Source organism: Antricoccus suffuscus (assembly GCF_003003235.1).
GTDB classification, from domain to species: domain Bacteria; phylum Actinomycetota; class Actinomycetes; order Mycobacteriales; family Antricoccaceae; genus Antricoccus; species Antricoccus suffuscus.
Map to the genome: position 1 here is coordinate 86,367 of NZ_PVUE01000017.1, position 25,280 is coordinate 111,646.

Genomic DNA, 25,280 nt, shown 5'->3' on the forward strand with positions numbered 1-25,280 from the left:
GACTGCGCCGCGCTCTGCGCGGCAAAACACTGTCTATTCTCTCAGCACGCGGTCCGCAAGTTCGAGCAGCCCGTTACCCGGCTGCGAGCGCCGCGATCCAACCGTATGATCGCGGAGAAGTCCTGCGGCAGGTGCGGACGATCGAGAAGGTGTGGGTTTGTGGCGACGAGCTTTCGGACACGATCGCGCTCGCCAGAAAACATCTACGTTCCGGCCGTCACGATCTTCTCCAATGTCCTGAGCTACCTGCTGTTTCTGGTCGCGGCACGGCTGCTGGACCGCTCGACGTACGGCGAGACGCTCGCGCTGCTGAATCTGGTGCTGATCGCGACGATCCCGTCGTTCGCCATCCAGACCGCGATCGCCCGGCGTACCGCCACCGGCACGGTCCCGGCCGGTGCCGTGCGCGCGAGCCTTGCGGTCGCGACCGGGTGCGGAGTCGTGATGGCCCTGTGCGCGCCACTGATTGCCGGGTTCCTGCATATCGACTCGTACGTCGGGGTGTACGGCGCGGCGCTCGCGGTGCCTGCGCTCGGCGTACTCGGGTTAGCCCAGGGCGCGGCACAGGGACGTCAGCGGTGGTTCTGGTTGTGTCTCGCGCTCGGGCTCATGGGAGTCGGCCGGGTCGGCGGCGGCATCGCCGGGCTGATGCTCACCCACAACTCCAGCGGAGCACTGGTTGGTACCGGAATCGGGCTGTGTCTCGCGGCGGCGGTCTGCCTACGGCCCGCGGTCCGCACGTCGTACGACAGACCGATCGACCCGCGAGCGCGGATCGGTCGATACCTTCACGAGATCGCGCACGCGTCCCATGCCCACGGGGCGTTTCTACTGCTGAGCAGTCTCGACCTGGTCCTGGCACGTAACGTCCTGTCCCCCAACGACGCCGGCCTGTACGCCGCCGGCGCGGTGATCTTCAAGGCCGCGCTGTGGCTTCCGCAGCCGGTCAGCCTGATGCTCTTTGCCGACCTGTCGATCATCGACAAGCACCGCGCGACGGTCCGGCGAGGCCTGATGCTGGTCGGTGGGCTCGCCGCACTGACCATCCTTGCCTGCGCCGTTCTTGGTGGCGTGGCCGCCTTTATCGTCGGCGGCGAGCACTATCCCGACCTCGGATCCGAGGCATGGCTATTCGCGGTGGCCGGCTCAGGGTTGGCGTTGGCTCAGTTCGGCCTGTACGGCGGGCTGTCGATGCTGCGTCGCCGACGACTCATCTTCATTTGGGCGTGTGTCGTTGGCGAGGTCGTCATCTCACAGGCACTCGGTGCCGGCACTACACCGCGCGCGTTCATCACCGCCATCGCCGCGCTCTGCGCACTGACGGCGACCGCGATGATGATCGCTGCGCTACGTTATGACCCGGTACGAAATCCGCCGAAGCTCGGCGAGCTCGCTCAGGCCGGGACGGGCGTGAAGATTACCGATCCGTTGTGACCACCGAAGGCGAAGCTGTTGCTGATCGCCGGACCGGGCTCCCAGTCGCGCCACTCACGCACGATGTCGACTTCTATCTTCGGGTCCACGTTTTCGGTGTGCATCGTCGGCGGGATCTTCTTGTTATGGAAGCTGAGCGCCAACGCGACGCCCTCGACCGCGCCGGCCGCGCCAAGTGAGTGCCCGGTGACGCCCTTGATCGACGTCATCGCCGGTCCCGGATCGGTGCCAAACAGCTTGGCGACAGCCCCGCTCTCGGCCGCGTCGTTGAGCGGCGTCGACGTACCGTGCGCATTGATGTGGGTGATCTGGCCCGCCTCGAGCCCGGCATCCTCGAGCGCGGCGCGCATGCACATTACGGCGCCGGCACCTTCTGGATCGGGCGCGGTGATGTGGTGAGCGTCTGCGGTCGACCCGGAGCCGGCAACTTCGGCGTAGATCCGGGCGCCGCGCTTGCGTGCGTGCGCCAACTCTTCGAGCACGAGTACGCCGCCGGCCTCGGCCGAGCAGAACCCGTCACGCTCGGTGTCGAACGGCCGTGAGATCCCGCTGCTCGACAACGCCTTCATGTTCGTGAACCCACCATTCATGACGCCCGTCTGGCAGGCGTCACTGCCGCCGACAAGCATGACGTCGCAGCGTCCGGACGCGATCAGCTTCGCGCCGTTGGCGATCGCATGGGTACCCGACGCGCATGCCGTGGTCACCGTCTCGACCGGTCCGCGGAATCCGAGCCGCATCGACAGGGCCGCCGATCCGGCGTTGGGCATCACCATCGGCACGGTCAACGGCGACACCGCCCGCTCACCCTTGGTCATGAGCGCCTCGGCATTGGCCTCCCACGAAAAGGCTCCGCCAATGCCGGTGCCCATGATGATTCCGCGTTTCCATTCGCTGTATTCGGACACGTCGCCGTCTTCGAACGCATCCTCCAGCGCCATTTTGCCCGCGGCGTACGCAATCTGTGCGAATCTGTCCAGGCGCCGGGCATCAACGTGCTTAAGACCGTAGGCCTTGGGGTCGAAGTCCTGGACCGTGCGCATAACGCTGGGCGCCACCGGCGCGCCGAGACCATTCCAGAATGCGTCAAGGCCAGTCCCGCAGGGGGCTACGACCCCGAGGCCGGTGATGACGACTCGGCGGCCGTCGCGTGTTTCATGCACTGTTACTTCTCTCCAGTCTTGCTCAGAACGAGTTTTTCGAGGTCGCCGTACGTCGATACGTCGGCGAGCTCCTCGTCGGAAATGTCGATGTCATAGCGGCCCTCGAGCTGGATGGACATCTCGATTGCGGTCAACGAGTCGACGCCGAGATCTTCGGTCAGCAGCGCATACTGGGACAGTCGCGACGGGTCAAGCTGCAGGTATTCGGCTACGTCGGACTTGACCTGATCAGCAGTAATTGCAGACATTGACTGCCCTTCCTCGGCGTGGTGGCAATGCGGTACCGCGGATGCGGTGCATGCCTATCTTGGCGTATCGCGCGCCGCGGCGCACAACGACGGGCGCAATCGGACACCGATCGTTGTGATTATGCGCGCGTTGCCGGCCGGGCGCGACCTAGACTAGCCGGTCGGTCTCGGTGGTCTGCGAGCGCTAGTTACCGGCGTGACCATGAGCTTTCGCTGCGGCCTTGCGGGCCGCGATGCGGGCATCGCGGTCACGTTTGCGCTCACCCTTTGTGGCGCCGCGAAGAGCAGTGACGACGGTCGCGAATGCCATTGCGATCGGCGCTATCGCCCACAGGATGAAACCCGCGTTGCCGGTCGCCAGGGAGAGGACGCCAAAGATCACCAACAGTGCAGCGAGCGCGACGGCGACCCAGATGAACGTTTTGCGGCTATCCATCCGGCCATCGTATCGGGCTGGTTTGGTCATGTTGCGGCGTTCACCGCTCGCAAATGGGCCACCGCGACGTCTCGGGTACGTGCCGATAGAATTTTGAGCGTTTCCACGCGCCCGTAGCTCAGCGGATAGAGCAACCGCCTTCTAAGCGGCAGGCCGCAGGTTCGATCCCTGCCGGGCGCGCCCGTGACGCGACAGCGTCGTAATTTCCCGGCATTGTCATGATCTTAGGGCCTGTCGCGCTTTGGGGCCGCGGCCCGCCGGAAACGGCGAAAGGGCCTGCGTGATAAACCTGAACGCCGCCCGCGACGACAACTCCCCCGAGACCCCTACCGCGGGCGACTGGGAGATAACTACATGCGATTGATCAACCGCGCCCTTATTTGCGGCTCGCTCGTCCTGGGCCTGGCGCTCACCGGGTGCAGCACAAAGGGCGGCACCTCCGGCGCCAACCAAACCGGTAAGGACGGTGTCAAATACGACTACGGGGTCACCGACGACTCAATCACCTTAGGCGCCATGACCGACCAGTCTGGCGCGTTTAAGGTCATCGGACTCGGAATCACGCAAGGGCAGCAAATCTGGGTGGACGACGTCAATAAGGCCGGTGGCATCTGCGGGCGCGACATCAAGCTCGACATTCAGGACAACGGATACCACGCCGACAAGGCCCTGACGCTGTATGCCTCGATGAAGGACAAGGTTGCCGGCATGGTGCAGGTGCTTGGCTCGCCGATCGCCGCCGCCCTCAAGCCGCAGCTCGAGAGCGACGACATGCTGTCGATTCCGGCATCCTGGGCGTCCGGCAATCTCGAGAGCAAGGCTCTGCTGCAGGTGGGTGCGACGTACGCGATCGAGATGGTCAACGGGATGGCGTACGCCCAGAAGAGCGGTCTGATCGCCGACGGCGACAAGATTGGGCACATCTACGTCGACGGGGAATACGGCGGCGACGGGCTGTCCGGCTCCAAGGCGTATGCCAAGCAGCACAACCAGACGATCGTGCCCGCGAAGGTGACCGGCGAGGACTCAGATCTGACACCGGCAGTAACGAGTCTCAAGTCGGCAGGCGTGAAGGCCGTCCTCATCACGACGACCCCCACCCAGACCGGCTCGATCCTCACCGCAATGTCGGCGCAGGGCATGAGTGATGTTCCGGTAGTCGGGAACGGCCCATCATTTGCCCCTACTTTGCTTGATACACCTGCCAAGGACTCGTTCGCGAACTACTACCGGGTGGTGCCTTACCTTCCGTTCAATGCGCCTCAGCCGATTACCCAACACATCGCTGAGAGCTACCACGCGAAGTTCACCGATAAGCCGCAGGACGCGGTCGAGCAGGGCTACTCCTTCGCGATGGCGTACGAAGCGGTGCTGACCAAAGCGTGCAAGAACAAAGACCTCACGCGCAAGGGGATCTTGGACGCCGCGCGCCAGGTGAAGGTCGACACCAAGGGGCTCACCGCACCGCTCGACTACTCCAAGCCAGGCCAGCCGCCGACACGCGCAACGTACATCGAGCAAGTCGATACCTCCGTCGAAGGCGGGCTCAAGATAGTCGACGATATTAGTGCCTCGCAGGAGGCAAAAGACCTCAAGGTCGGCAAGTAGCCTGACCGAAGCGACCGCGGGCGCGCCGCTGAGAACGAGTGGACATAGTAGGCAAATCGAAGCTATGGAACTTGGCCTCAGCGGTCGCGCCTCAATCGTGACCGGTGCAAATCGCTCGATCGGTCGCGTGTGTCTTCACCGGAAGTATCAATGCGGGGTTCCTGCGCTCAAGCGCGACACATAGCCTGAGAAGGATCCGACACTTCTTGAGTTAGGGAATGCGTGCACCTGATGAGTAACTCGATCGACTTCAGCGATGTCTCGGCCACCGTCCGGTACGGCGTAAAGGACGGCGTCGCCGTCGTCATCCTCGCCAACCCGCCGGTCAACGGCCTAGGAGACACAATCCGCGCCGGCCTCGACGCCGGCATCACCAAGGCCGCGGCCGACGACGCAGTTACCGCCGTGGTTATCGCCGGCGACGGCCGCGCATTCTGCGGCGGCGCGGACATCCGCCAGTTCAACACCGCAGCGTCCAACGCCGAGCCATCATTGGGCAACATCATCGTGAAGATGCAGGGGCTGCCGAAGCCTGTGATCGCGGCGATCCACGGGTTCGCGCTCGGTGGCGGCCTTGAGCTCGCACTTGCCTGCCATTATCGAATTGCGGAGAACAACGCCCAGATCGGTCTCCCCGAGGTCAACCTCGGTCTCATCCCGGGTGGCGGTGGCACTCAGCGCCTGCCACGCATCATCGGCGCGAAGAAGGCGCTGGACATGATCCAGCAAGGCACGCCCGTCACCGGCGCGAAGGCCGCCGAACTCGGCGTCGTCGATGGGAACTTCGAGGGAGATCCAGTCGAAGCCGGGATCGCCTTCGCTAAAGAGGTCGCAGCACGCAGCAAACAACTACCAGTTGTCGACAAGCGTCCGCCGGCCGACGCCGACGGCGTCGACTTCGAGGCCGCACGCAAAGCAGTACGCCGCAACGCCCGTAACGGCCTGGCCCAGCACGCCGCCATCAACAGCGTCGAAGCGGCGACCAAGCTCGATACCGAAGCGGGCCTCGTGGCCGAGCGCGACGAGTTCGTCAAGCTCATCGCCGGACCCGAGTCCGCCGCCCTGCGGCATATCTTCTTCGCCGACCGAGAAGCAGCGAAGGTCGCCGACGTACCCAAGGACACGCCACTGCGCAAGGTGGAGAAGGTCGCGATCATCGGCGCCGGCACGATGGGTGGCGGGATCACCATGGTGTTCGTCAACGCGGGCATCCCGGTCACCCTGATCGAACAGGAACAAGCCGGCCTCGACCGCGGGCTGGGCAATATCCAGCGCAACTACGACGTGACCGCGTCGAAGGGCAAGCTCACCGCCGAGCAGGTCACGACGCGGATGGGGCTGATCACGCCCACCTTGAAACTCGAAGACGCGGCCGACGCGGACCTGGTCATCGAGGCAGTGTTCGAGGAGATGGACGTCAAGAAGGACATCTTCACCAAGCTCGACGCGATCTGCAAACCCGGCGCGATCCTGGCCTCGAACACCTCCCGGCTGGACATCAACGAGATCGCGTCGGTCACCAAGCGGCCCGCCGACGTGATCGGGCTGCACTTCTTCAGCCCCGCCAACGTGATGAAACTGCTGGAGGTGGTGCGCGGTGATGCGACCGCGGCGGACGTGATCGCGACGAGCATGAAGACCGCGCAGAAGGTCGGCAAGATCCCCGTTCTGGCGAAGGTGTGCGAAGGGTTCATCGGCAACCGCATGCTCTCGCCGTACAAGCGCGAAGCGGACTTCCTACTCGAGGATGGAGCGTCCCCGCAGCAGGTCGACGGCGCGCTGATGGACTTCGGGCTGGCGATGGGCCCAATCGCGATGTCCGACCTCGCCGGCCTAGATATCAGCTGGGCCACGCGGAAGCGGCTCGAACCAACCCGGCGTAAAGACCTGCGCTACTCCGCCGTCGCGGACCGGTTGTGTGAGGCGGGCCGGTTTGGGCAGAAGACCGGCGCCGGGTTCTACCGCTACGAAGACGGCAACCGGACACCGATCCCAGATCCCGCGGTCGATGAGATCATCGCGCAGTGCGCGAAAGACGCCGGCATCGAGCGGCGTACCGTCACCGACGAGGAGATCGTCGAGCGGTGCATCCTCGCGCTGGTGAACGAAGGCGCGAAAATCCTCGAAGAAGGCATCGCGCAGCGCGCGTCGGATATCGATGTCGTGTATGTCAATGGTTACGGTTTCCCGGCGTACCGGGGTGGCCCGATGTACTACGCGCAGTCGCTCGGACTCGATGTGACGCTGGCGAAGATCCAGACCCTGCATAAGCAGCACGGCGAGTTCTGGACGCCCGCACCGCTGTTGGAGAAACTCGTCGCCGAAGGCAAAACCGAGTTCTAAAGAACCAGTATCAGAGCGTGAGCTCAGCATCCGGCGCCGAGACCCGGCGCACAGCGTGGTCGGGTCTCGGTGTCGTCACCGGCGGACTGTTCATGACAGTCATGTCGGTGACGCTGGTGAGCGTCGCCCTGCCCGATATAGGGCGGGACCTCCCAGCAAACGCGACCGACCTGCAATGGATCGTCGATGGCTACATCATCGTCTACGCCAGCCTGCTGGTCGCTTGTGGAGTGGCCGGCGATCGCTTTGGGCGCAAGGGCGTATTCATTGTCGGTATCGCACTGTTCGCGACCGGTTCGCTCGTGGCCGGCCTGGCACCATCAATCGCGCCACTCCTCATCGGACGTGTCATCCAGGGACTCGGCCCGGCCATCGTGATACCGGGGAGCGTCACGATCATCCGCGCGCTGTTCGACGACCCGCGCCAACGCGCGCTAGCGCTGGGCCTGTGGTCCACCGGATCGGGAGTCGCGATGGCCGTCGGGCCGGCCGTCGGCGGCGCCATCGTGGACGCAGTCGGATGGCGCTGGGTATTCCTAATAAACGTGCCGCTTGGAATCGTGATGCTCCTCGTCAGCATCCGCTACATCCCGAAATTGGGCCGGTCGTCTGTCCGTGCACGCTTCGACTGGACCGGCGTGGCACTGACCACGGTCGGCATCGCGTGCCTCGCCTTCGCCATCATCGAAGGCCAGGACCACGGCTGGACCTCCCCGCTCATCCTGACCGCATTCGTCGTCGGCGCGGCGGCGATGGCCGCCTTCATCCTCGTCGAACGGCAGATCACCGAACCACTGATCAATCTCGACCTCTTCCGCCGGCCGAGCTTCACCGCATCCAACGTCGCCGGGTTCGTCGTCTTCTTCGTATATATAGGCATCATTGTCTACTTCAGCGTCTTCCTCCAGCAAGTCGCCGGCTACTCCGCCATCGCGGCCGGACTCGGCGTATCGAGCCTCGGCCTGGCATTCGCGGTCGTCGGGCCGCTGGCCGGATTCCTCGTTGGGCGCCTCGGCGCACACTGGCCGCTCACTATCGGCCTGGTGATAATCGGCTGCGCCACCTTGACCCTGCTGCGGCTCACTCCCGATACCGGGATCGCCGGGCTGTGGTGGATGCTCGCCATCTTCGGCTTCGGTATCGGGCTGAGCCTCACGCCGATGACCGCGATCAGTATCTCGGCGGTCGACGCAGAGCATGCCGGCATGGCCTCGGCCGTGCTCAACGCGGTCCGGCAGATCGGCCAGGTCCTCGGCGTCGCGGTATTCGGCGTCTTCGCCTACGGCCACTTGTCGACGACGACCACCACCGGACACGTGTTTTCGCACGCCGACGGCGCCGCGTTCGTCAGCGGGCTGCGAGTCGCGCTCCTCATCTCGGGCATCGCCGTACTCGTCACTGCCGCGCTCGGCGTCGTACTCTTCCGGCGTGATCGGCCCGACCGAGCCAACGAGAGCACACCGGACCTCGCCCACCAGGAACAGCGTCATGGCTAGACCCGCTACTAGTACCGGAGCATGGCTCACCCTGCTCGTCGCCGCTGCCGGACAGTTCCTCTCGGTCGTGTCCACCACGGTGGTCAGCGTGGCACTACCGACCATGGGCGAGCACCTCGACGCCAGTGCGACCGACCTGCAGTGGATCGTCGACAGCTACGTACTCGTCCTCGCGAGCCTGCTGATGACCGGCGGCGTACTCGGCGATCGCCTGGGGCGCAAGGGAGTCTTTATGGTCGGCATCGCGATCTTCGCGACCGGCTCCCTAATGACCGGCCTCGCCCCAACTATCGAAATGGTCCTGATCGGGCGAGTAATCCAGGCAATCGGGCCGGCCCTGCTCGTGCCCGGCAGCCTCAACATCGTCCGGGCGGCGTTCGACGACCCCGCAAGACGGGCATTCGCGCTCGGACTGTGGTCGACCAGCTCGGGGCTCGCGATGGCCGTCGGCCCAATTGTCGGCGGCGTGATCGTCGATGGCTGGGGCTGGCGGTGGGTCTTCCTGATCAACGTGCCGTTGAGCCTGCTGCTGATCGCAATCGCCGCACGCTACGTGCCACGGCTGGCGAAACTGACGAACAAGGCGCGGTTCGACCTTTCGGGTGCTGTGCTAACTATTGTCGGCGTTGGTGCGCTGGCATTTGCGATCATCGAGGGACAAAACCACGGCTGGGGATCGCCGCTCATCCTCGGCATGTTCGCACTCAGCCTCGTCACGCTGACGATCTTCGTGCTAGTCGAACGACGCCTGGCCGATCCGCTTATCGACGTACGGTTATATCTGCTGCCTAGGTTCGCGGCGGCCAATATCGCCGGACTGGTGGTCTTTTTCGCATTCACCGGAAGCATCGTCTACTTCAGCGCCTACTTCCAGCAGGTGCAAGGCCTGGACGCGCTGCACGCCGGTATCAACGTCGCCGCACTTGGGATCGCGTTCGCGGTCGCCTCGACGGTGTCCGGGCATCTGGTCGGCCGGATCGGCGCGAAATGGCCACTACTCATCGGCCTGGTGGTCTGCGCGGCGGGCACACTCGGCCTTCTACGGCTCGACACCACGACGCCGGGTTCGCTCATCTGGTGGAACTTTGCCATCTTCGGCTTCGGGATCGGCCTCAGCATGTCACCGATGGCCGCGATCGCGATGGCCGCCGTCGACGCCTCCCACGCGGGCATGGCCTCGGCCATTCTCAACTCAGTGCGTCAGGTTGGCCAGTTGCTCGGCGTAGCGGTGCTCGGAGCGCTGGTGTACGCCAACATCCCCGGACGAAGCGGCGGTGGCGCGCGGCTGAACCCGCGCGACCAGGAGTCTTTCGTCAGCGGTTTGCACGCCGCGATGTGGACCTCGGCCGTGGCACTGCTCATCGGCGCCGTACTCAGCGCATTGCTGTTTCGAGTCGAAGCCAAGCGGGAACGGACCGTCACTCCCGTCGCGTGACCACACGGCCTGCTCACCGATATCTAAACGCGGATCACACATGCGCGGCGCTACGTTTCTTCGGCACCCTGTGGAGCACGCACGGATGATGCATCGCAGTACGACAACTAAATGGGCACACCTCCAAGGTGTGCGCGGGGGCCGCTCGGAACGCACGTCGAGGAGCAAACTATGTCACTCGAATCAGACACAACGGCCATAGACTGCTGGCACCAGCGGATCGCCTCACCGATCGAGGCCTGCGCATGAGCACCACGTCCGCGACGCCGGACCCAGTCGTCGTTCGAAGTACTGTTCCGGCGCGGATGGACCGGCTGCCGTGGACTCGATTCCACTGGATCGTCGTCGTCGGGCTCGGGGTGTCGTGGATCCTTGACGGACTCGAGATCCAGATCGTCTCCCTTAATGGGCCATCGTTGACCGACGCCGCGGGCTCGATGCACTTGAGCGCGGCGGAGTTCGGCGCACTCGGATCGATCTACCTCGCCGGCGAGGTCGTCGGCGCGCTGGTATTCGGGCGGATCACCGACAAGCTAGGGCGTCGCAAACTATTCATCATCACGCTCGCGATTTACCTCGTTGGCAGCGGCCTCGGCGGATTCGCCTGGGACTTCTGGTCATTGGCGCTGTTCCGCTTCGTCGCGGGCACGGGCATCGGCGGCGAATATACGGCTATCAACTCCGCGATCGACGAGTTGATCCCCGCAAAGTACCGCGGCAGGGTGGATATCGCCGTCAACGGGACGTATTGGGGTGGCGCGCTGCTCGGCAACCTCGTCGGGCTGTACCTGTTCTCCAACAACGTATCGATCGACTGGGGCTGGCGTATCGGGTTCTTTATCGGTCCCGTCCTGGGCCTGGTCATCATCTTCCTACGTCGGACCATCCCTGAGAGCCCGCGCTGGCTAATGACGCATGGGCGCGAGGAGGAGGCGAAACGCACCGTCGACGACATCGAGAAACGAATCGAGGCGCGCGGCGTCGAGCTTGAGCCGGTCCCGGACTCAAAGGCGATCACGCTCAAAGAGACGCCGCCCCTCGGCTTCGCCGAACTGACGAAGATCTTCTTCGGCAAGTACCCGAAGCGGTCGGTGCTCGGCTTCACCATGATGGTCACCCAGGCGTTCCTCTACAACGCGATCTTCTTCAGCTATGCCTTGGTTCTGAAGACGTTCTACGGAATCCCGGCGGGTTCGATCCCGCTGTACTTCCTGCCGTTCGCGCTGGGCAACCTGCTGGGCCCGTTGTTACTAGGACACCTCTTCGACACCATCGGGCGTCGCAAGATGATTCTCGCGACGTACGGAGGATCCGGGATCTTGCTGTTCATCACCGCGTTCATGTTCAACGCGGGGATCTTGACCGCGACGACACAGACGATCCTGTGGTGCGTCATCTTCTTCTTCGCCTCGGCCGGTGCGTCCTCGGCGTACCTCACCGTCAGCGAGATCTTTCCACTTGAGCTTCGCGGACAGGCGATCTCGTACTTCTTCGCGATCTCCCAAGGGGCCGGCGGGGTGGTCGCGCCGTGGCTGTTCGGCAAGCTCATCGGGAATCCGGACGCTCTCGCGTCAACCGGACACGCACCGCCGACCGGCCCATTGACGTGGGGCTACGTCATCGGCGCCAGCATCATGGTCATCGGCGGCTTGGTGGCCTGGTTCATCGGCATAGACGCCGAACGGAAGTCCTTGGAAGACATCGCCACGCCGCTGTCCGCAGCCGAACAACCACCCGGCCAAGGTGAGATGAGCGAGGCACGATCATGACAATTCCGGAGATGGGCGGGGTCGTCGTCGGCGTGAGCACCCGCAGCGGATCGCCAACAGCGCTGCAGTGGGCAGCCGACTTCGCCCATGAGCGTGGCCTTTCACTGCACGCAGTGATGGCCTGGCGACCGTCTCGCGCACCCGCTGCACCGGCCATGCGGCCACCAATACCTACCGTCCACGGGCCGGCGGACCCGAAGGCCACCGCCGATGAGAAGTTGCGCAAATACGTCGCTGCTGCCCTTGGCGAGGACAATGAGGTCGACTGCGAGACGCTCCGTGGCTCACCCGGACCAGTCCTGCGCAGAATGAGCAAAAATGCCACCCTCATCGTGCTCGGCTCGCCGCGCGACACGAATGTCTCGGCACATCGGATCGCCGCCGAGCTGGTGGTGCAGGCGGACTGTCCGGTCGTTGTCATGCCCCGACTGCCACGCCCGGCGCCGTCGAAAGCCAAGGTCGCGGGAAAGAAGATCGCCAGTGCCGCGGCGAAAGCGGCCGCTGGAGCCGGTCGCCCTGGGCGGCCGCCGCGACCCCCTGGCAAATAGCCGGCGACCGACAGCGGGCCGTGTGCTTATATGCATGGAGGCAGACATCGAAAAGGGGCGAGACGTTGACTGACGAAAAACTCAAGCTGGCAGGCAAAGTTGCCCTCGTGTTTGGCGCCGGGCAGACACCAGGCGAATCCGTCGGCAACGGCCGCGCGACCGCGGTACTGTTCGCGCGCGAAGGTGCGCGAGTAGTCGCGGCCGATCGCGATCTCGCCGCGGCACAGGCAACCGTCGAGCAGATCGTCAAAGAGGGCGGTCACGCGATTGCCGTTGCGGCCGACGTCACCAGCGAGGCGGACATCGTCCGCGCCGTCGACACTTGCGTGCGACAGTACGGCGGGCGGATCGACGTACTGCACAACAACGTCGGCGTCAGCCTGTCCGCGGGCGACGCACCAGTCACCGAGACCGACGCCGACTCATTCGAGCTCATCACCAACATCAACCTGCGCGGTATGGTCCTCGCCTGCAAACACGTGCTACCGATCATGCGCACCCAGCAAAGTGGCGCGATTGTGTGCATATCTTCGGTCGCGGCGATTACCAACTATCCCAATATCGCTTATCGCACCTCCAAAGCCGGCGTCAACGCGTTGGTCAACAATGTCGCCGCCACCAACGCCGAGTTCGGGATCCGCGTCAACTCGATCCTGCCTGGCCTGATGAACACGCCCATGGCAGTCGAAAACAGGGTGGGCCGCGGCGGTGCGACGCGTGAGGAGGTGATCGCCGCGAGAGACGTCAAAGTCCCACTCGGCGGCAAGATGGGAACAGCTTGGGACGTCGCAAAAGCCGCGCTGTTTCTCGCCAGCGACGACGCGGCATTCATCACTGGGGTGGAGCTCCCGGTCGACGGTGGCCAGTCACTCATGCGTGGGTAGGTCAAGGCCGTCATCGGCGATACGGCAAAATTGACGGCAATGACTCAACCAACCGGCACCTCCGTTCATCCCAATTCCGACCTTCCCGACGGTTGGGCCTCGCGCCCCGCGGTCTCGTCGGACGTCGCGTCGATGACGGCCCTGCGCCGTAAGTACGAAGAGCAAATCCGGGGATGGGCCTCGGCTAGCGAGGCGCAGATCGCCGTAGCCGTCGACGATTCGGGTCGGGTACGCCGCGAGCACCTGGTCATTTTCGATGCCGCTGGCCAACTGCGCGGATGGTGCGAGGCGCATGATCGGGCTCCGGGCCGGGTGGTCATCCTCATCGTTGTCGACCCGGACCTGACCGCCGAGACTGCCGAAGTTGTGGGCGATGTGCTCGTGCAATTCGCACGTGGAATGGCTGTCGCGATGGCGACCGATAACGACGTGGCCAAGACACAGCTCGACGTCGACGTCTACTCCGCCGACAAACGGCAAACCCGCTGGCTCACTCTCGCCGGCCTACGGTGTGTCCGGACCTGGTGGCACATGTCGCGACCGGTACGCCCCGATGAGTCGGCGAGCGATCGCCCGCCACGCGACGGCGTACAGATCCGCGCCGTGGGGCGCGGCGAGGACGGCATGCCCGACGTGGGCGACCTGCGTTCAATCCATGGCGTCCTCGAAGAGGCATTCTCCGACCACTTCAACTCGCACGAGGAGACATTCGAGGCATTCGTGTCACGACTGCGCGAAGATCCCAACCACCATTGGGATCATTGGTGGATCGCCGAGATCAATGACGGTGCTGCACCCCGTCCGGCCGGCGCGCTGGTCGGCTCGGTGATTCCAGGACCGGACCCTGCTGAGGACACCCCAGCGGCCGGTACCTACATCGAGTACATCGGCGTACTGCGTTCGGCACGCGGACACGGCGTCGCCACGTCGTTGATCGACACGGTGATCGCCGACGCCGCTCAGCGCGACCGCAAAGAGGTTGCCCTCGAGGTCGACGCGGACTCCCCCACTGGCGCGCAGGGACTCTACGAGTCGCTCGGCTTCGTCACGAAGTACACAACCGAGTCGTGGCAGCTCTACCTCGACTCGGCTGTCTGACCCAAACCAACACCTCTCAAACCCACACCTCGCAAACCGCTACCCGGTGGTGATTCCGGGGCCAGTTTCACTACAGATCGCGAGGGCGAGATTCCTGCCCTGCAGAGAGATTAGGATATGTGTCTGGTGTGATCGCGGATCGTGCCTGAGAAAACTCATGTTGGAGGTACGTCGCTATGGTTAAACCGTCCCCCGCTACCGCCATCCCACTCGAATCGACTTTGACGGCAAAAGGGCATCGCACCCGCCAGAGCCTGCTCGACGCGGCTCGCTCTGTCTTCGAGCGCGACGGCTTCCTCGAGGCACGCGTGTCGGACATCACCACCGAGGCCGGCGTAGCCAACGGCACCTTCTACAAATACTTCGATTCCAAAACCGACATCTTCCGAGCCGTGATGGCAACCGTCACACCGCATATCTACGACCGGCGCCGGCCGTCGAACCCCAACACCCGACTCACTCGGATCCAACGCATCGAGCGTGGCATCCGGCAGTACGTCACCTTCTACCAGAGCTCCGCGATGCTGATGATGCTGTACGACCAAGCCGCGACCTACGACCCGGAAATCCGTCAGCTTCGCAATACCGGCCGGAAACAGGCGCACGAGAAGATCCGCGAAAGCATCCAGTCGTGGCAGGCCGAGGGTGCGGTCGATCCCGAGATCGACGCAGACGGTGTCGCGAGTGCGTTGGTGTCGATGATCTCCCAACAGCTCCACTACAACTACTTCATGAAGTATCCGAAGTACGGCGAAGAGCGGTTAGTCAAAAACCTCAAGCATGTCTGGGTTTCCGCGCTCGGTCTGAAGCCTGAGCCTGGAGATCTTAACGGTACGACGGTGAAGAAGCGCGCTGCTCCGCGAAAGAAGCGAACGAACTAGCACTACTTCGGCGGTGTGAGCCCGTCGGTCATTGCACGCACTGCCTGCCGCTGCAGCAGGGCGCGTTTGGCCGGATCGCTCGCACCGGCCGGCGGATCGGCCGGTTCGACGATCGCGCTGGGGTCGGCGATGATCGCGCCAGTAACTTGGACCTTGACGTGCGTCGCCGCGGTCACCGACAGCCAAAGCTTGTCGTCGGCGTCCAAGGCGGTAACGGCGCCGGTACTGGATACGATCGCGTACGGCTTGCCATTGGCCGTTACCGCCGCTGGCAGGACACTGAACTGAGTGATGGCGAAATCGCCCGCAGAAGTCTGGTCGAGGTGTACGACGACGCTTCCGTCCGTGTCGCCACCGCTCGCGGTGACAATCGTGCTCAGCGCCGCGCGACCCGGCAGCGAATTGGTGTTGATCAAGGTGCGGGCGTCGATCCCGATCCGCTGCCCCGGCACCAGGCGACCGGCCGTGTCGAAGGCGCCAAGCGTGTACGACGCGCGTTCGTCGGCCGTCAGCGTGGCTGAGTCGAACAGGACGCTCTTGGCAGGGTCAATCGACTGAAAGTAGTTGCTGAACGCGGCGGAGTGCACCTGCACCGGGGTAACGGCATCCGGCACGATGTCAGCGCCGTAGAAGAGCATTCCGCCGGAGGCAGCCATATCACCCGAACGCATTCCCGTGACGTCGGGAACCTGGGGTCGGCTACCGCTGGGAACGGGGCTGGCCAGCTGGATTTGAGGAGCAATGATGTCAACGGCGTCGTTGGCCGGGCCGGATCGCGACTTCGAGTTTTCGATCCGCAGTGTTGATGCGTTGCTGGCCGACTTCAAAGCGGTCTGCGCGTCCAGCGCATCGGTGGTCCCGCCAACCTTCAGCCCGTCACCCGGCTTAGCCTCCGCCGTACCCACCATCGTTGGCACGACCAGCGCGCCGGCGGTCAGGCCCAGCGCGGTCGCGACACGTCGTACGGCGGTGCGCCTGCCGACGGTCTCGTCGTCGGCGGACGCATCGATACGCTCGCGGTCGTTCGACTCAGTCACATGACTTCTTTCTACGACGTTTATTACTGACGTCCGATGTTGCCGCCCCTGGGGTCGCCACACCGTCGCCGTCAACCAAATTCACCCATCAGCCGTCCGCCGCGGTGCGCCGCAGGCGAATCAGCAAAGCCTAGTGTAAACGGTCGGCACGGCGCTTAGACAGTATGTCTGTCAATCGACCCAGTTCAGACTATAGAAAATTGACTTATCCACAGGGCTACCTGCGGCGCCGGCTCGTGCCGAACAGGCTCCGCGCGACGGCGCTGGCCGCGGTACGCATGAACTGCTTAACCGCGCCGTTGTCGAGGAACTTCTCGATCCCACTCTCTTCGTCCTTCTGCTTCGTCGTACGCGGCGTCGGCGTCGACTTGGTCGCCTTCTCAGGCGCGGGCGCCGAACTTTCCTCTCCGGCCCCTTGAGTGCGTTTTGCGAGCCGTTCGTACGCCGAGTCCCGGTCGATGCTGTCGGCGTACTTCGCGTGCAACGCGGATGACCCGATGAGCTGCTGAACGACGGACGGGCCGCAGGGCGACATCATCGAGCGTGGCGCGGGCAGCCGAGTCCAGGCAACCGGTGTCGGAGCGCCGCGTTCGCTCATTACCGTCACGATCGCCTCGCCGGTGCCAAGCTGAGTGAGCACCTGCTCAAGGTCATAATGCTCGGTCTTCGGGTAGGTCCTGACCGTCTTCGACAGCGCGGTCGCGTCCTCGGGCGTGAAGGCGCGCAGCGCGTGCTGGACACGGTTACCCATCTGCGCGAGCACGTCGCTCGGGACGTCGGTCGGACGCTGCGTCACGAAGAACACGCCCACGCCCTTGGAACGCACAAGACGTACCGTCTGCGTCACCGCGTCGAGGAATGCCTTCGACGCGCCGTTGAACAGCAGGTGTGCCTCGTCGAAGAAGAACACCAGCTTCGGTTTGTCCGCATCTCCGACCTCGGGTAGATCGTGGTAAAGGTCGGCGAGGAGCCACATCAGGAACGTCGAGAACAGCGCGGGGCGGTCCTGCACCTTGGACAACTCGATGAGGCTCACGATCCCGCGACCGTCGTCGGTCACGCGCATCAAGTCATGAGTGTCGAACTCAGGCTCGCCGAAGAACTCATCCATGCCCTGCGCCTGCAGTCCGGTCACCTCGCGCAGGATCACACCCGCGGTCGCCTTTGACACACCGCCGATCTGGTCAAGTTCACCCTTGCCGTCATCCGAGGTGAGGTAGCTGATTACGGCTCGCAGATCCTTCAGGTCCAACAGTGGCAGGCCTTTGGTATCGGCCCAGTGGAACATCAGCTGCAACGAGGATTCCTGGGTCTCGTTGAGGCCCATCACCTTCGACAGCAGCAGCGGGCCGAACGCCGTAACTGTCGCGCGCAGCGGCGTACCGGACTCCTTGTCCCCTCCGAGCGAGAAGAACTCGACCGGGTACGCAGTCGCCGCCCAGTCGTCGTGCACCTGCTTGCTGCGCTCATCAACCTTCGCGTTAGCTTCCCCTGCGGCCGCAAGGCCCGACAGGTCCGACTTGATGTCCGCGGCGAAGACCGGTACGCCGTTCGCGGACAGCTGCTCTGCTATTAGTTGCAGCGTCTTGGTTTTTCCGGTGCCGGTGGCACCCGCGATCAGCCCGTGCCGATTCATCATCGACAGCGGGATCGTGATCTGGGCATCGCCGAAGACCGTGCCGTCGTGGATGACCGCGCCGAGTTTCAGCGCCGCGCCATCGGACTTGTAGCCGGCCGCGATCTCGGTTGCCGCGGCGTCGGCCGACGGGGCCGCGCTCGGTGCGGACTGTGTTTCAGGGGTAGGTTCGGCTGGTGTCGTCGGCTCTGTCATTGCATGGCTCCCAGGGTGCGATCAGACGTCGCCGGGTGGGGCGACACAGCCTTAGCCTAACGACTTAGGCTTCAGCCCATGACTGATCGCGAAAAAACCGACGTGCTGGTGTGGATCGACTGCGAAATGACGGGCCTGTCGCTGGCCACGGACGCGCTCATTGAGGTGGCGGCGGTCGTAACCGACGGCGATCTCAACGTACTCGATGAAGGCATCGACATCGTCATTCACGCCACCGACGAACAGCTTGCGAAGATGCCCGAGGTCGTCGTCGAGATGCACAAGTCCAGCGGCCTGACCGAAGAGGTGCGAGCGTCGACGATCTCGATGGCCGATGCGCAGCAGCAGGTCGTGGACTACCTCTCCAGGTGGATCACGACACCTGGTACATCTCCGCTGTGCGGTAACTCGATCGCGGTCGATCGAGGTTTCATCGCTCGTGACATGCCCGACGTCGACGCGCTGCTGCACTACCGGATGATCGACGTGTCGTCGATCAAGGAGTTGACCCGCCGCTGGTTCCCACGCGCGTACTACAACCAGCCGGAGAAAGGCCTCGCGCACCGCGCGCTTGCCGACATCCTCGAGTCGATCACCGAGCTGCGCTACTACCGGGCAAGCGTCTTTGTGGCGGACCCTGGACCAACCTCCGATGAGGCGAAGGCGGCCTCCGATGCGACTCCCCGAGCGGTGACGCCGGGCGCCTAGCGTGATCGGTCGATCCCCTTGTACGCCGCGGGGTACCGATCGGCTATCCTTTGTCGTCGTCGTATGGCCTAGCCGTTCGACACGATGGTGGGTGTAGCTCAGTTGGTAGAGCGCTGCGTTGTGGTCGCAGATGTCGCGGGTTCGAATCCCGTCACTCACCCCAAGTCTTCATGCGTAACGTCATAGGCATCGGTTGTTATGACGCTCAGTCCCGATGACGTTATCCAGCCGGGGTCTGGAGAAGAGAATGTTGCGCTGTGTGGTTCTCGATGACTATCAAACTGTGGCGACCGGCTATCCCGAGTGGGCGGCGTACGCCGATGCACTGTCCGTCGATGCGCTAAGTGATCACATCAGCGATACGGACGAACTCGTCGCCCGCATCGGTGAGTACGACGTAGTCGTGGCAATGCGCGAGCGCACCGAAATCAACCGCTCGCTTCTCGAGCGCCTGCCGCGGCTAAAACTCATCGTCACGACCGGCATGCGTAACGCCTCCATCGATGTCACTGCGGCGGCAGAGCTCGGGATCACGGTGTGCGGCACCGAGTCGGCAACCGCGCCCACGGTCGAGCTCACCTGGGCGCTGATCCTCGGGCTGGCCCGCCGCATCGTGGCCGAGAACAACGCTCTGCGCTCCGGCGGCCCGTGGCAATCGACTCTCGGCGTAGATCTGCACGGCCGCACTCTAGGCGTAATAGGGCTCGGGCGACTCGGATCACGAGTCGCACGGGTCGGTACGGCGTTCGGAATGCAGACTGTTGCCTGGAGCCAGAACCTCACCGCGGACGCCGCCGCCGCGAGCGGTGCCCGTCTGGCCAGTTCACTCGACGAACTACTCGCAGTGAGCGACGTCGCGACGATCCATCTGAAGCTGAGTGACCGGACCCGCGGTCTACTTGGCGCGCAGCAGCTTGGCGCCATGAAACCGTCGGCGCTACTGGTCAATACGTCTCGAGCACCCATCATCGACCAGGCGGCCCTGCGCGATACTTTGGCTCACGAGCGGCTAGGCGGCGTTGCCCTCGACGTATTCGACGTCGAGCCACTACCCGCAGACGACTATCTGCGGACCGCACCGCGACTGCTCGCGACGCCACATCTCGGATACGTCACCGAAGAGAACTACGGAACGTACTTCTTCCCGCAGGCCGTGGAGGACATCGCCGCATTCGCTGCCGGCAAGGCGATCCGCGTCATCGGTTAGCGTCCGAGGTGCCTCACACCGTCAACACGCCAGTTCGTCCTCAACCCGGCTAGAGTTTCGACCATGATCCGCAGATCCATCTTGACCGCGTTAGCAGCCCTTTCCGTGCTATTCGTCCTGCTCGCTGTGCTTGTCGGAGTGTGGTGGTGGATTGCCGCCGGAATCTTGCTTGCGCTTCTGCTGCTCGGTATTTGGGATGTGCTTCAACACCATCACTCGGTGTTGCGCAACTACCCGGTGCTCGGCCATCTGCGATACATGCTCGAGAAAATCCGCCCCGAGATGCAGCAGTATTTCATCGAACGCAACGTCGACGGGCGCCCGTTCGACCGCGACACCCGCACGCTGATCTACGAAAGAGCGAAAGGCATCGCCGGAGAGAAAGCGTTCGGCACCGAGCGCGACGTCAACGAGGTCGGCTACGAATATCTCATCCACTCCACCACACCGATTCGCAAACCAAGTGAACCGGCACGGGTGCGCATCGGAAGTGACCAATGCGCGCGTCCCTATGACATGGCGATGCTCAACGTCTCAGCGATGAGCTTCGGTGCGCTGTCGGCGAACGCGGTTCGCGCGATGAACAAAGGTGCGGCGATCGGCGGCTTCGCGCAGGACACTGGAGAAGGCGGGCTGACGAAGTACCACCTCGAGCACGGTGGCGACCTGGTGTGGGAGATCGGCAGCGGCTACTTCGGCACACGCACCAAGGACGGCCACTTCGACCCCGGAATTTTTGCCGACAAGTCCGCACACGACTCCATCAAATGCGTATCGCTCAAACTCAGCCAGGGCGCCAAGCCTGGGATCGGTGGTGTCCTTCCGGCCGGGAAGGTCAGTCCCGAAATCGCCGACGCGCGAGGAGTGCCGGTCGGCGAAAAATGCGTCAGCCCGGCCAATCACTCGGTGTTCTCTACCCCGCGGGAGCTCGTACAGTTCCTCGCCCGAATGCGCGAGCTTTCCGGCGGTAAGCCAGTGGGATTCAAACTGTGTGTAGGCAGCCGAGTCGAGTTCCTCGCCATCTGCAAGGCCATCCGTACCGAGGGAATCACGCCCGATTTCATCCTTATCGACGGCTCCGAAGGCGGCACTGGAGCGGCGCCTCTGGAGTTCGAGGACCATGTCGGCACACCGCTCACTGAGGGCCTCATGACCGCACACAACGCGCTCGTCGGATGCGGTCTGCGCGACCAAATCAAAATCGGCGCGGCAGGCAAAATCGCGTCCGGTTCGGACATCGTCAAGCGCCTGATCCAAGGCGCCGACTACACCAATGCGGCACGAGCCATGATGATGGCAACTGGCTGCATCCAGTCACAGCGGTGTCACACCAACCATTGCCCAGTCGGGGTCGCGACCCAGGACCCCAAGCGTGCTGCCGCGCTCAACGTCGAGGACAAGAGTGCCCGAGTGGCCAGGTTCCAGGACTCGACCGTCGACGAAGCCATGCGACTCATGGCGTCAATGGGCGCTCATCAATCCGCCCAACTGTCACCGGACATGCTCCGGCGCCGGGTCACGCACACCGATACACGCGCATATAGCGAGCTTTACGAATGGCTACGCCCGGGCCAGCTGCTCGCAGAACCACCCGAGTCGTGGGCCCGCGACTGGCACAACGCGAGCCCGGACACCTTCGTCGTACCGCATTTCTCGGTGCGCTCGGACGCGTCTCGATAACTCGGCAAGTACGGCCCACCGGAAAAGACGTCACCAAGGAGGCAACGCATATGACCACAGTCGCAGAGCACATCATCGATTCCCTGGCGGATCTCGGCGTCACGTCGGTGTGGGGTGTTGTCGGCGACGCGCTCAACCCCGTCACAGACGCAATCCGCAAAGAGGATCGCATCGACTGGATTGGCGTGCGTCACGAAGAGGTCGCTGCGTTCGCGGCCGGATCGCAGGCGCAGCTGTCCGGCAATATCGGGGTATGCATGGGTACCGTCGGGCCCGGATCGATTCACCTGCTCAACGGCTTGTACGACGCGAAGAAGTCACACGCGCCGGTCCTCGCGATCTGCGGACAAGTGCCCTCCGCCGAGATCGGCACCGACTTCTTCCAAGAGGTCAACAATGACGCGCTTTTCGCCGACGTGTCGGTTTTCGCTCGCACCCTGACCAGCCCAGAACAGCTTCCGTACGTGCTGGAGCAGGCGGTCAACGCGGCAATCCAGCTAGGTGGGGTCGCGGTGCTTACCTTGCCCGGCGACATCGGCGGGCTCGACGTACCCAGCGACACCCGAGCCCGATTCATCGAAAGATCGCGAGCCGGCGTACCGGCGACCGAACAACTCGACCAGGCCGCGGAGCTGCTGAACGACGCCAAGCGGGTGACGCTGCTAGCCGGAATGGGCGCCCGCGAGTCACGCGCCGAACTGCTGCAGCTCGCCGCAAGTCTGCAGGCGCCGATGGTCCTGACTATCAAAGGCAAAGAGGGTCTGGAAGGCGACAATGAGTTCCAGGTCGGCCAGTCCGGACTGATCGGCAACCCGGCGGCACAGCATGCCTTCGACGAGTGCGATGTGCTTTTCATGATCGGTACCGACTTCCCCTACCGCGAGTGGTACCCAGAAGGAAAGACGGTTATCCAGCTCGACGCGCGTGGTGAGCACATCGGACGGCGCACCCACGTGGATCTGTCGCTCGTTGGCGACGCCGGGAGCACACTTCGCGCCCTGCTCCCGCGACTGACCGCGAAACCCTCGGATAAGCATCTCGCGAAGTCCAGAGAGAAGTACGTCGAGTGGCTGGATCGGCAAAAGGCGCTCGCCGACCCGGAGTTCGACCGCAAAGGGCTCGGCGTCATTCGTCGGCACTTCGATAACACCAGCAACGCGATCCGCCCCGAACTCGTGGCGGCCGTCGTCGATCGACACGCCGCAAACGACGCGATATTCACATCTGACACCGGAATGTCGACCGTCTGGCTTTCACGCCTTTTAGAACTGCGCGGATCACGCAAGTTGGTTGGCTCGTTCAACCTCGGCTCGATGGCCAACGCCATGCCGCAGGCGCTCGGCGCCGCCCAGCTATACGGGGACCGCCAAGTGATCGCCTTCTGCGGTGACGGCGGACTGACCATGCTGCTCGGCGACCTGATCACGGCCGTGACCTACAAACTGCCGGTCAAGCTGATCGTGTTCAACAACGGCCGGCTCGGTATGGTCAAACTCGAACAGGAGCAAGGCGGGCTTGCCGAGTTTGGCACGATCCTGCACAACCCGGTCATCGCGGACGTCGCCACCGCGTGTGGTCTGCACGGCATCCGAGTCGAGGATCCGGAGAAGGTCGAGGCAGCAATCACCGAGGCGCTCGCTCACGACGGACCCGTGCTGGTTGACATCGTCACGAATCCCGAGGAGATCTCCCTGCCGCCGAAGGTAAAACTTAGCCAGGGCTGGGGTTTCGCGATCGCAAAGTCCAAGGAGATCCTGCAGAGCAGAGGCGCCGACTAGGCCCAATGCCCTGAGGCCCCGGGAAACACTAACCGACCTGGCGTATTCGGGTGTCGAAGCGCGTATGCACGTCCAGCCGAGAAATCAGCCAGTTGCCGTCCTCGCAGCGGTACTCGTGGCGATAGACCGCGGCAATCATCATTGCCTCGTCGTCGCGTTCACTGAGAGGATCGGCCGCCAGTTTCATGAACACAATCGTGTTCCAGCGTCCGGTCGCCTCCTTACCGGGTACGACGATGTCTATCTGCGGCGACATAGCAATGTGGTGCGACAACGGTATTCGCGCAGAGGCTCCGCTGAAGTGTCTTATGATTGCCGCGCGGCCCTCGTACACACCAAAGTCTGACGTGCCGCTCTCAGAGCTCGCCGCCCACACGGCGTCCTCGGTGAACAGCGGGCCGAGCAGCTCGGGGTTGTAGCCTTCGTCGCACGCGTCTGCGTACGTCCGAAAAAGCCGCTCGATCCTCGCCTTGTCTTCGAACTCCCGCACAATGCGCTCGTAGTCGTGTCGTTCAGGTCCGTCCATTGGCTGGCTCCTTTCGGTACAGAACCGGGTTACTGCTTGTCCACCGGATGACTGCTGATGACGATCTTGCCGATCGTTCGGCCGGTCTCGATGCGACGGTGCGCCTCGCGAAGCGTCTGCGCGTTCATCGGACCGAGCGTCGCGGTGAGAGTGCCACGAATCGATCCGGAGTCGATGAGGTCGGCCACCCGGTCAAGGAGGTTATGCTGCTCGATCATGTCCGGCGTGCCGAAGATCGGCCGGGTGAACATTGACTCCCAATGCCACGAGATCGCTTTTCCTTTCAGAAGCATGATGTCAAGGTCGGGTGCCTCGTCGATCGCGACGATGTGACCGAACGGCTTCACCACACGCGCGAACGTCTGCATCAGCCCGGGGCTCTGTGGGGTAAGGACGTATTCGATGCCATCCGGCACGATCTGCCGAAGCTGCTTCGCCAGATCGCCTGAATGATCGACGACATGGTCCGCTCCGAGCTGCCGCACCCACTCACGCGATTCGGGGCGCGATGCGGTCGCGATCACGGTGAGCTTGGTAAGCGCCTTGACCAGTTGAATCGCCATCGACCCGACACCGCCCGCGCCGCCCAGCACCAGAATGGTCCCGGTCTCGTCGGCCGTGACCCCGAGGCGGTCGAAGAGGCATTCCCACGCGGTGATCGCGGTCAACGGTATGGCGGCGGCCTGAGCATGTGTCAGGTTGGCCGGTTTACGACCGACGATGCGTTCGTCGACCACGTGCACGGCGCTATTAGTGCCGGGACGGTCGACGCTGCCCGCGTAGTAGACCTGGTCACCGGGCGCAAACAACGTGACCTCAGAACCGACCTCGAGCACGACGCCCGACGCGTCGTATCCGAGCACGCGGCCCTCGGGCGGCGGCTCGACCCGCGTGCGCTGCTTCACATCGACCGGGTTGACCGAGACGGCCTCGACCTGCACCAGCAAATCGCGCGGACGCGGTTCGGGCCGGGCGATCTCGACGTCGACCAGCGACGCCGGATCATCAGTGGACAGGCATTCGCGATAGACAACGGCGGAAACTGTCTGTGTCATCGTTGACTCCGGCCTCTCTGTGTGCTGTCTAGGTTGATGGGGGACACCGGTGTCTAGGTAGATATGGGACACGGTAACTGATGTAGTCGGCGGGTCAAGCGGCGATCAGCCGTGA

21 protein-coding genes and 2 tRNA genes are annotated in these 25,280 nt (G+C 63.7%); 16 read left to right on the forward strand and 7 right to left on the reverse strand.

Going from position 1 to position 25,280, the window contains the following annotated elements:
• The first annotated feature begins 159 nt into the window (after positions 1 to 159).
• Positions 160 to 1,434: a lipopolysaccharide biosynthesis protein gene (locus CLV47_RS17150; protein ID WP_106350313.1), complete on the forward strand. Its 1,275-nt coding sequence runs from the start codon at positions 160 to 162 to the stop codon at positions 1,432 to 1,434.
• On the opposite strand, the gene CLV47_RS17155 is transcribed toward CLV47_RS17150, so the two are convergent.
• The 3 genes from CLV47_RS17155 to CLV47_RS17165 all read right to left on the reverse strand — a co-directional run bounded on the left by CLV47_RS17155 (position 1,395) and on the right by CLV47_RS17165 (position 3,281).
• Positions 1,395 to 2,597 (reverse strand): beta-ketoacyl-[acyl-carrier-protein] synthase family protein, encoded by a 1,203-nt coding sequence (locus CLV47_RS17155; RefSeq protein WP_106350315.1) that lies wholly within the window; start codon positions 2,595 to 2,597, stop codon positions 1,395 to 1,397. The genes CLV47_RS17150 and CLV47_RS17155 overlap by 40 nt on opposite strands.
• A 2-nt stretch (positions 2,598 to 2,599) precedes the next feature.
• Entirely contained in the window at positions 2,600 to 2,845 is a 246-nt protein-coding gene (locus tag CLV47_RS17160) for an acyl carrier protein (RefSeq protein ID WP_106350317.1), read from the reverse strand.
• Positions 2,846 to 3,029: 184 nt separating this feature from the next.
• A complete protein-coding gene (locus CLV47_RS17165; RefSeq protein WP_106350318.1) occupies positions 3,030 to 3,281 on the reverse strand; it encodes a hypothetical protein in 252 nt (83 codons plus the stop codon).
• Between the two features lie 107 nt (positions 3,282 to 3,388).
• Between CLV47_RS17165 and CLV47_RS17170 the strand changes: the two genes are divergently transcribed.
• The 10 genes from CLV47_RS17170 to CLV47_RS17215 all read left to right on the forward strand — a co-directional run bounded on the left by CLV47_RS17170 (position 3,389) and on the right by CLV47_RS17215 (position 15,343).
• Positions 3,389 to 3,461 (forward strand) — tRNA-Arg (locus CLV47_RS17170).
• 174 nt (positions 3,462 to 3,635) lie between these two features.
• Positions 3,636 to 4,889: an ABC transporter substrate-binding protein gene (locus CLV47_RS17175; protein ID WP_106350319.1), complete on the forward strand. Its 1,254-nt coding sequence runs from the start codon at positions 3,636 to 3,638 to the stop codon at positions 4,887 to 4,889.
• Between the two features lie 231 nt (positions 4,890 to 5,120).
• Positions 5,121 to 7,232: a 3-hydroxyacyl-CoA dehydrogenase NAD-binding domain-containing protein gene (locus CLV47_RS17180; RefSeq protein WP_106350321.1), complete on the forward strand. Its 2,112-nt coding sequence runs from the start codon at positions 5,121 to 5,123 to the stop codon at positions 7,230 to 7,232.
• A gap of 17 nt (positions 7,233 to 7,249) precedes the next feature.
• Complete coding sequence (locus CLV47_RS17185; RefSeq protein WP_106350322.1) at positions 7,250 to 8,728, forward strand: MFS transporter; 1,479 nt, start codon at positions 7,250 to 7,252, stop codon at positions 8,726 to 8,728.
• Positions 8,721 to 10,163 (forward strand): MFS transporter, encoded by a 1,443-nt coding sequence (locus CLV47_RS17190; protein ID WP_170111129.1) that lies wholly within the window; start codon positions 8,721 to 8,723, stop codon positions 10,161 to 10,163. Before CLV47_RS17185 ends, CLV47_RS17190 begins: the two co-directional genes overlap by 8 nt.
• Positions 10,164 to 10,408: 245 nt before the next feature.
• Positions 10,409 to 11,932: an MFS transporter gene (locus CLV47_RS17195; protein ID WP_238145487.1), complete on the forward strand. Its 1,524-nt coding sequence runs from the start codon at positions 10,409 to 10,411 to the stop codon at positions 11,930 to 11,932.
• Positions 11,929 to 12,480, forward strand: a complete 552-nt coding sequence (locus tag CLV47_RS17200; RefSeq protein ID WP_106350326.1) for a universal stress protein — start codon at positions 11,929 to 11,931, stop codon at positions 12,478 to 12,480. Before CLV47_RS17195 ends, CLV47_RS17200 begins: the two co-directional genes overlap by 4 nt.
• A gap of 65 nt (positions 12,481 to 12,545) precedes the next feature.
• The gene (locus CLV47_RS17205) at positions 12,546 to 13,364 is read left to right on the forward strand and encodes an SDR family NAD(P)-dependent oxidoreductase (RefSeq protein ID WP_106350328.1); all 819 of its coding nucleotides are present in this window, start codon (positions 12,546 to 12,548) and stop codon (positions 13,362 to 13,364) included.
• A gap of 39 nt (positions 13,365 to 13,403) precedes the next feature.
• A complete protein-coding gene (locus CLV47_RS17210; protein ID WP_106350329.1) occupies positions 13,404 to 14,462 on the forward strand; it encodes a GNAT family N-acetyltransferase in 1,059 nt (352 codons plus the stop codon).
• Between the two features lie 176 nt (positions 14,463 to 14,638).
• The gene (locus tag CLV47_RS17215; RefSeq protein WP_106350331.1) at positions 14,639 to 15,343 is read left to right on the forward strand and encodes a TetR/AcrR family transcriptional regulator; all 705 of its coding nucleotides are present in this window, start codon (positions 14,639 to 14,641) and stop codon (positions 15,341 to 15,343) included.
• A gap of 2 nt (positions 15,344 to 15,345) precedes the next feature.
• Here CLV47_RS17215 and CLV47_RS17220 read toward each other — a convergent pair whose 3' ends face one another.
• Together CLV47_RS17220 and CLV47_RS17225 are read right to left on the reverse strand one after the other, a co-directional pair.
• A complete protein-coding gene (locus tag CLV47_RS17220) occupies positions 15,346 to 16,380 on the reverse strand; it encodes a hypothetical protein (RefSeq protein ID WP_106350333.1) in 1,035 nt (344 codons plus the stop codon).
• A 217-nt stretch (positions 16,381 to 16,597) separates the two neighbouring features.
• The gene (locus CLV47_RS17225; RefSeq protein ID WP_106350334.1) at positions 16,598 to 18,211 is read right to left on the reverse strand and encodes a helicase HerA-like domain-containing protein; all 1,614 of its coding nucleotides are present in this window, start codon (positions 18,209 to 18,211) and stop codon (positions 16,598 to 16,600) included.
• 78 nt (positions 18,212 to 18,289) lie between these two features.
• On the opposite strand from CLV47_RS17225, the gene orn reads away from it, so the two are divergent.
• From orn to CLV47_RS17250, 5 genes are all read left to right on the forward strand, one after another.
• Entirely contained in the window at positions 18,290 to 18,919 is a 630-nt protein-coding gene (gene orn, locus CLV47_RS17230) for an oligoribonuclease (RefSeq protein WP_106350335.1), read from the forward strand.
• An 87-nt stretch (positions 18,920 to 19,006) separates the two neighbouring features.
• Positions 19,007 to 19,082, forward strand: a tRNA-His gene (locus tag CLV47_RS17235).
• A gap of 51 nt (positions 19,083 to 19,133) precedes the next feature.
• Positions 19,134 to 20,126 (forward strand): D-2-hydroxyacid dehydrogenase family protein, encoded by a 993-nt coding sequence (locus CLV47_RS17240; RefSeq protein WP_238145488.1) that lies wholly within the window; start codon positions 19,134 to 19,136, stop codon positions 20,124 to 20,126.
• Positions 20,127 to 20,189: 63 nt separating this feature from the next.
• Positions 20,190 to 21,806 carry an FMN-binding glutamate synthase family protein gene (locus CLV47_RS17245; RefSeq protein ID WP_106350337.1) on the forward strand — a complete coding sequence of 539 codons (1,617 nt, stop codon included), beginning with the start codon at positions 20,190 to 20,192 and terminating at the stop codon, positions 21,804 to 21,806.
• Between the two features lie 50 nt (positions 21,807 to 21,856).
• Complete coding sequence (locus CLV47_RS17250) at positions 21,857 to 23,584, forward strand: thiamine pyrophosphate-dependent enzyme (protein WP_106350338.1); 1,728 nt, start codon at positions 21,857 to 21,859, stop codon at positions 23,582 to 23,584.
• A gap of 28 nt (positions 23,585 to 23,612) precedes the next feature.
• Here CLV47_RS17250 and CLV47_RS17255 read toward each other — a convergent pair whose 3' ends face one another.
• Both CLV47_RS17255 and CLV47_RS17260 read right to left on the reverse strand, forming a co-directional pair.
• Entirely contained in the window at positions 23,613 to 24,110 is a 498-nt protein-coding gene (locus CLV47_RS17255) for a nuclear transport factor 2 family protein (protein WP_106350340.1), read from the reverse strand.
• Positions 24,111 to 24,139: 29 nt separating this feature from the next.
• Positions 24,140 to 25,165, reverse strand: a complete 1,026-nt coding sequence (locus tag CLV47_RS17260; RefSeq protein WP_106350341.1) for a zinc-binding alcohol dehydrogenase family protein — start codon at positions 25,163 to 25,165, stop codon at positions 24,140 to 24,142.
• Positions 25,166 to 25,280: the final 115 nt, after the last annotated feature.

Bases quoted from the DNA above. Each gene is read 5' to 3' on its own strand.
- CLV47_RS17160 (WP_106350317.1), bottom strand. From the start codon at position 2,845: ATGTCTGCAATTACTGCTGATCAGGTCAAGTCCGACGTAGCCGAATAC.
- CLV47_RS17165 (WP_106350318.1), bottom strand. From the start codon at position 3,281: ATGGATAGCCGCAAAACGTTCATCTGGGTCGCCGTCGCGCTCGCTGCA.
- CLV47_RS17175 (WP_106350319.1), top strand. From the start codon at position 3,636: ATGCGATTGATCAACCGCGCCCTTATTTGCGGCTCGCTCGTCCTGGGC.
- CLV47_RS17180 (WP_106350321.1), top strand. From the start codon at position 5,121: ATGAGTAACTCGATCGACTTCAGCGATGTCTCGGCCACCGTCCGGTAC.
- CLV47_RS17190 (WP_170111129.1), top strand. From the start codon at position 8,721: ATGGCTAGACCCGCTACTAGTACCGGAGCATGGCTCACCCTGCTCGTC.
- CLV47_RS17195 (WP_238145487.1), top strand. From the start codon at position 10,409: ATGAGCACCACGTCCGCGACGCCGGACCCAGTCGTCGTTCGAAGTACT.
- CLV47_RS17200 (WP_106350326.1), top strand. From the start codon at position 11,929: ATGACAATTCCGGAGATGGGCGGGGTCGTCGTCGGCGTGAGCACCCGC.
- CLV47_RS17210 (WP_106350329.1), top strand. From the start codon at position 13,404: ATGACTCAACCAACCGGCACCTCCGTTCATCCCAATTCCGACCTTCCC.
- CLV47_RS17215 (WP_106350331.1), top strand. From the start codon at position 14,639: ATGGTTAAACCGTCCCCCGCTACCGCCATCCCACTCGAATCGACTTTG.
- CLV47_RS17225 (WP_106350334.1), bottom strand. From the start codon at position 18,211: ATGACAGAGCCGACGACACCAGCCGAACCTACCCCTGAAACACAGTCC.
- orn (WP_106350335.1), top strand. From the start codon at position 18,290: ATGACTGATCGCGAAAAAACCGACGTGCTGGTGTGGATCGACTGCGAA.
- CLV47_RS17240 (WP_238145488.1), top strand. From the start codon at position 19,134: ATGACGTTATCCAGCCGGGGTCTGGAGAAGAGAATGTTGCGCTGTGTG.
- CLV47_RS17245 (WP_106350337.1), top strand. From the start codon at position 20,190: ATGATCCGCAGATCCATCTTGACCGCGTTAGCAGCCCTTTCCGTGCTA.
- CLV47_RS17250 (WP_106350338.1), top strand. From the start codon at position 21,857: ATGACCACAGTCGCAGAGCACATCATCGATTCCCTGGCGGATCTCGGC.
- CLV47_RS17255 (WP_106350340.1), bottom strand. From the start codon at position 24,110: ATGGACGGACCTGAACGACACGACTACGAGCGCATTGTGCGGGAGTTC.
- CLV47_RS17260 (WP_106350341.1), bottom strand. From the start codon at position 25,165: ATGACACAGACAGTTTCCGCCGTTGTCTATCGCGAATGCCTGTCCACT.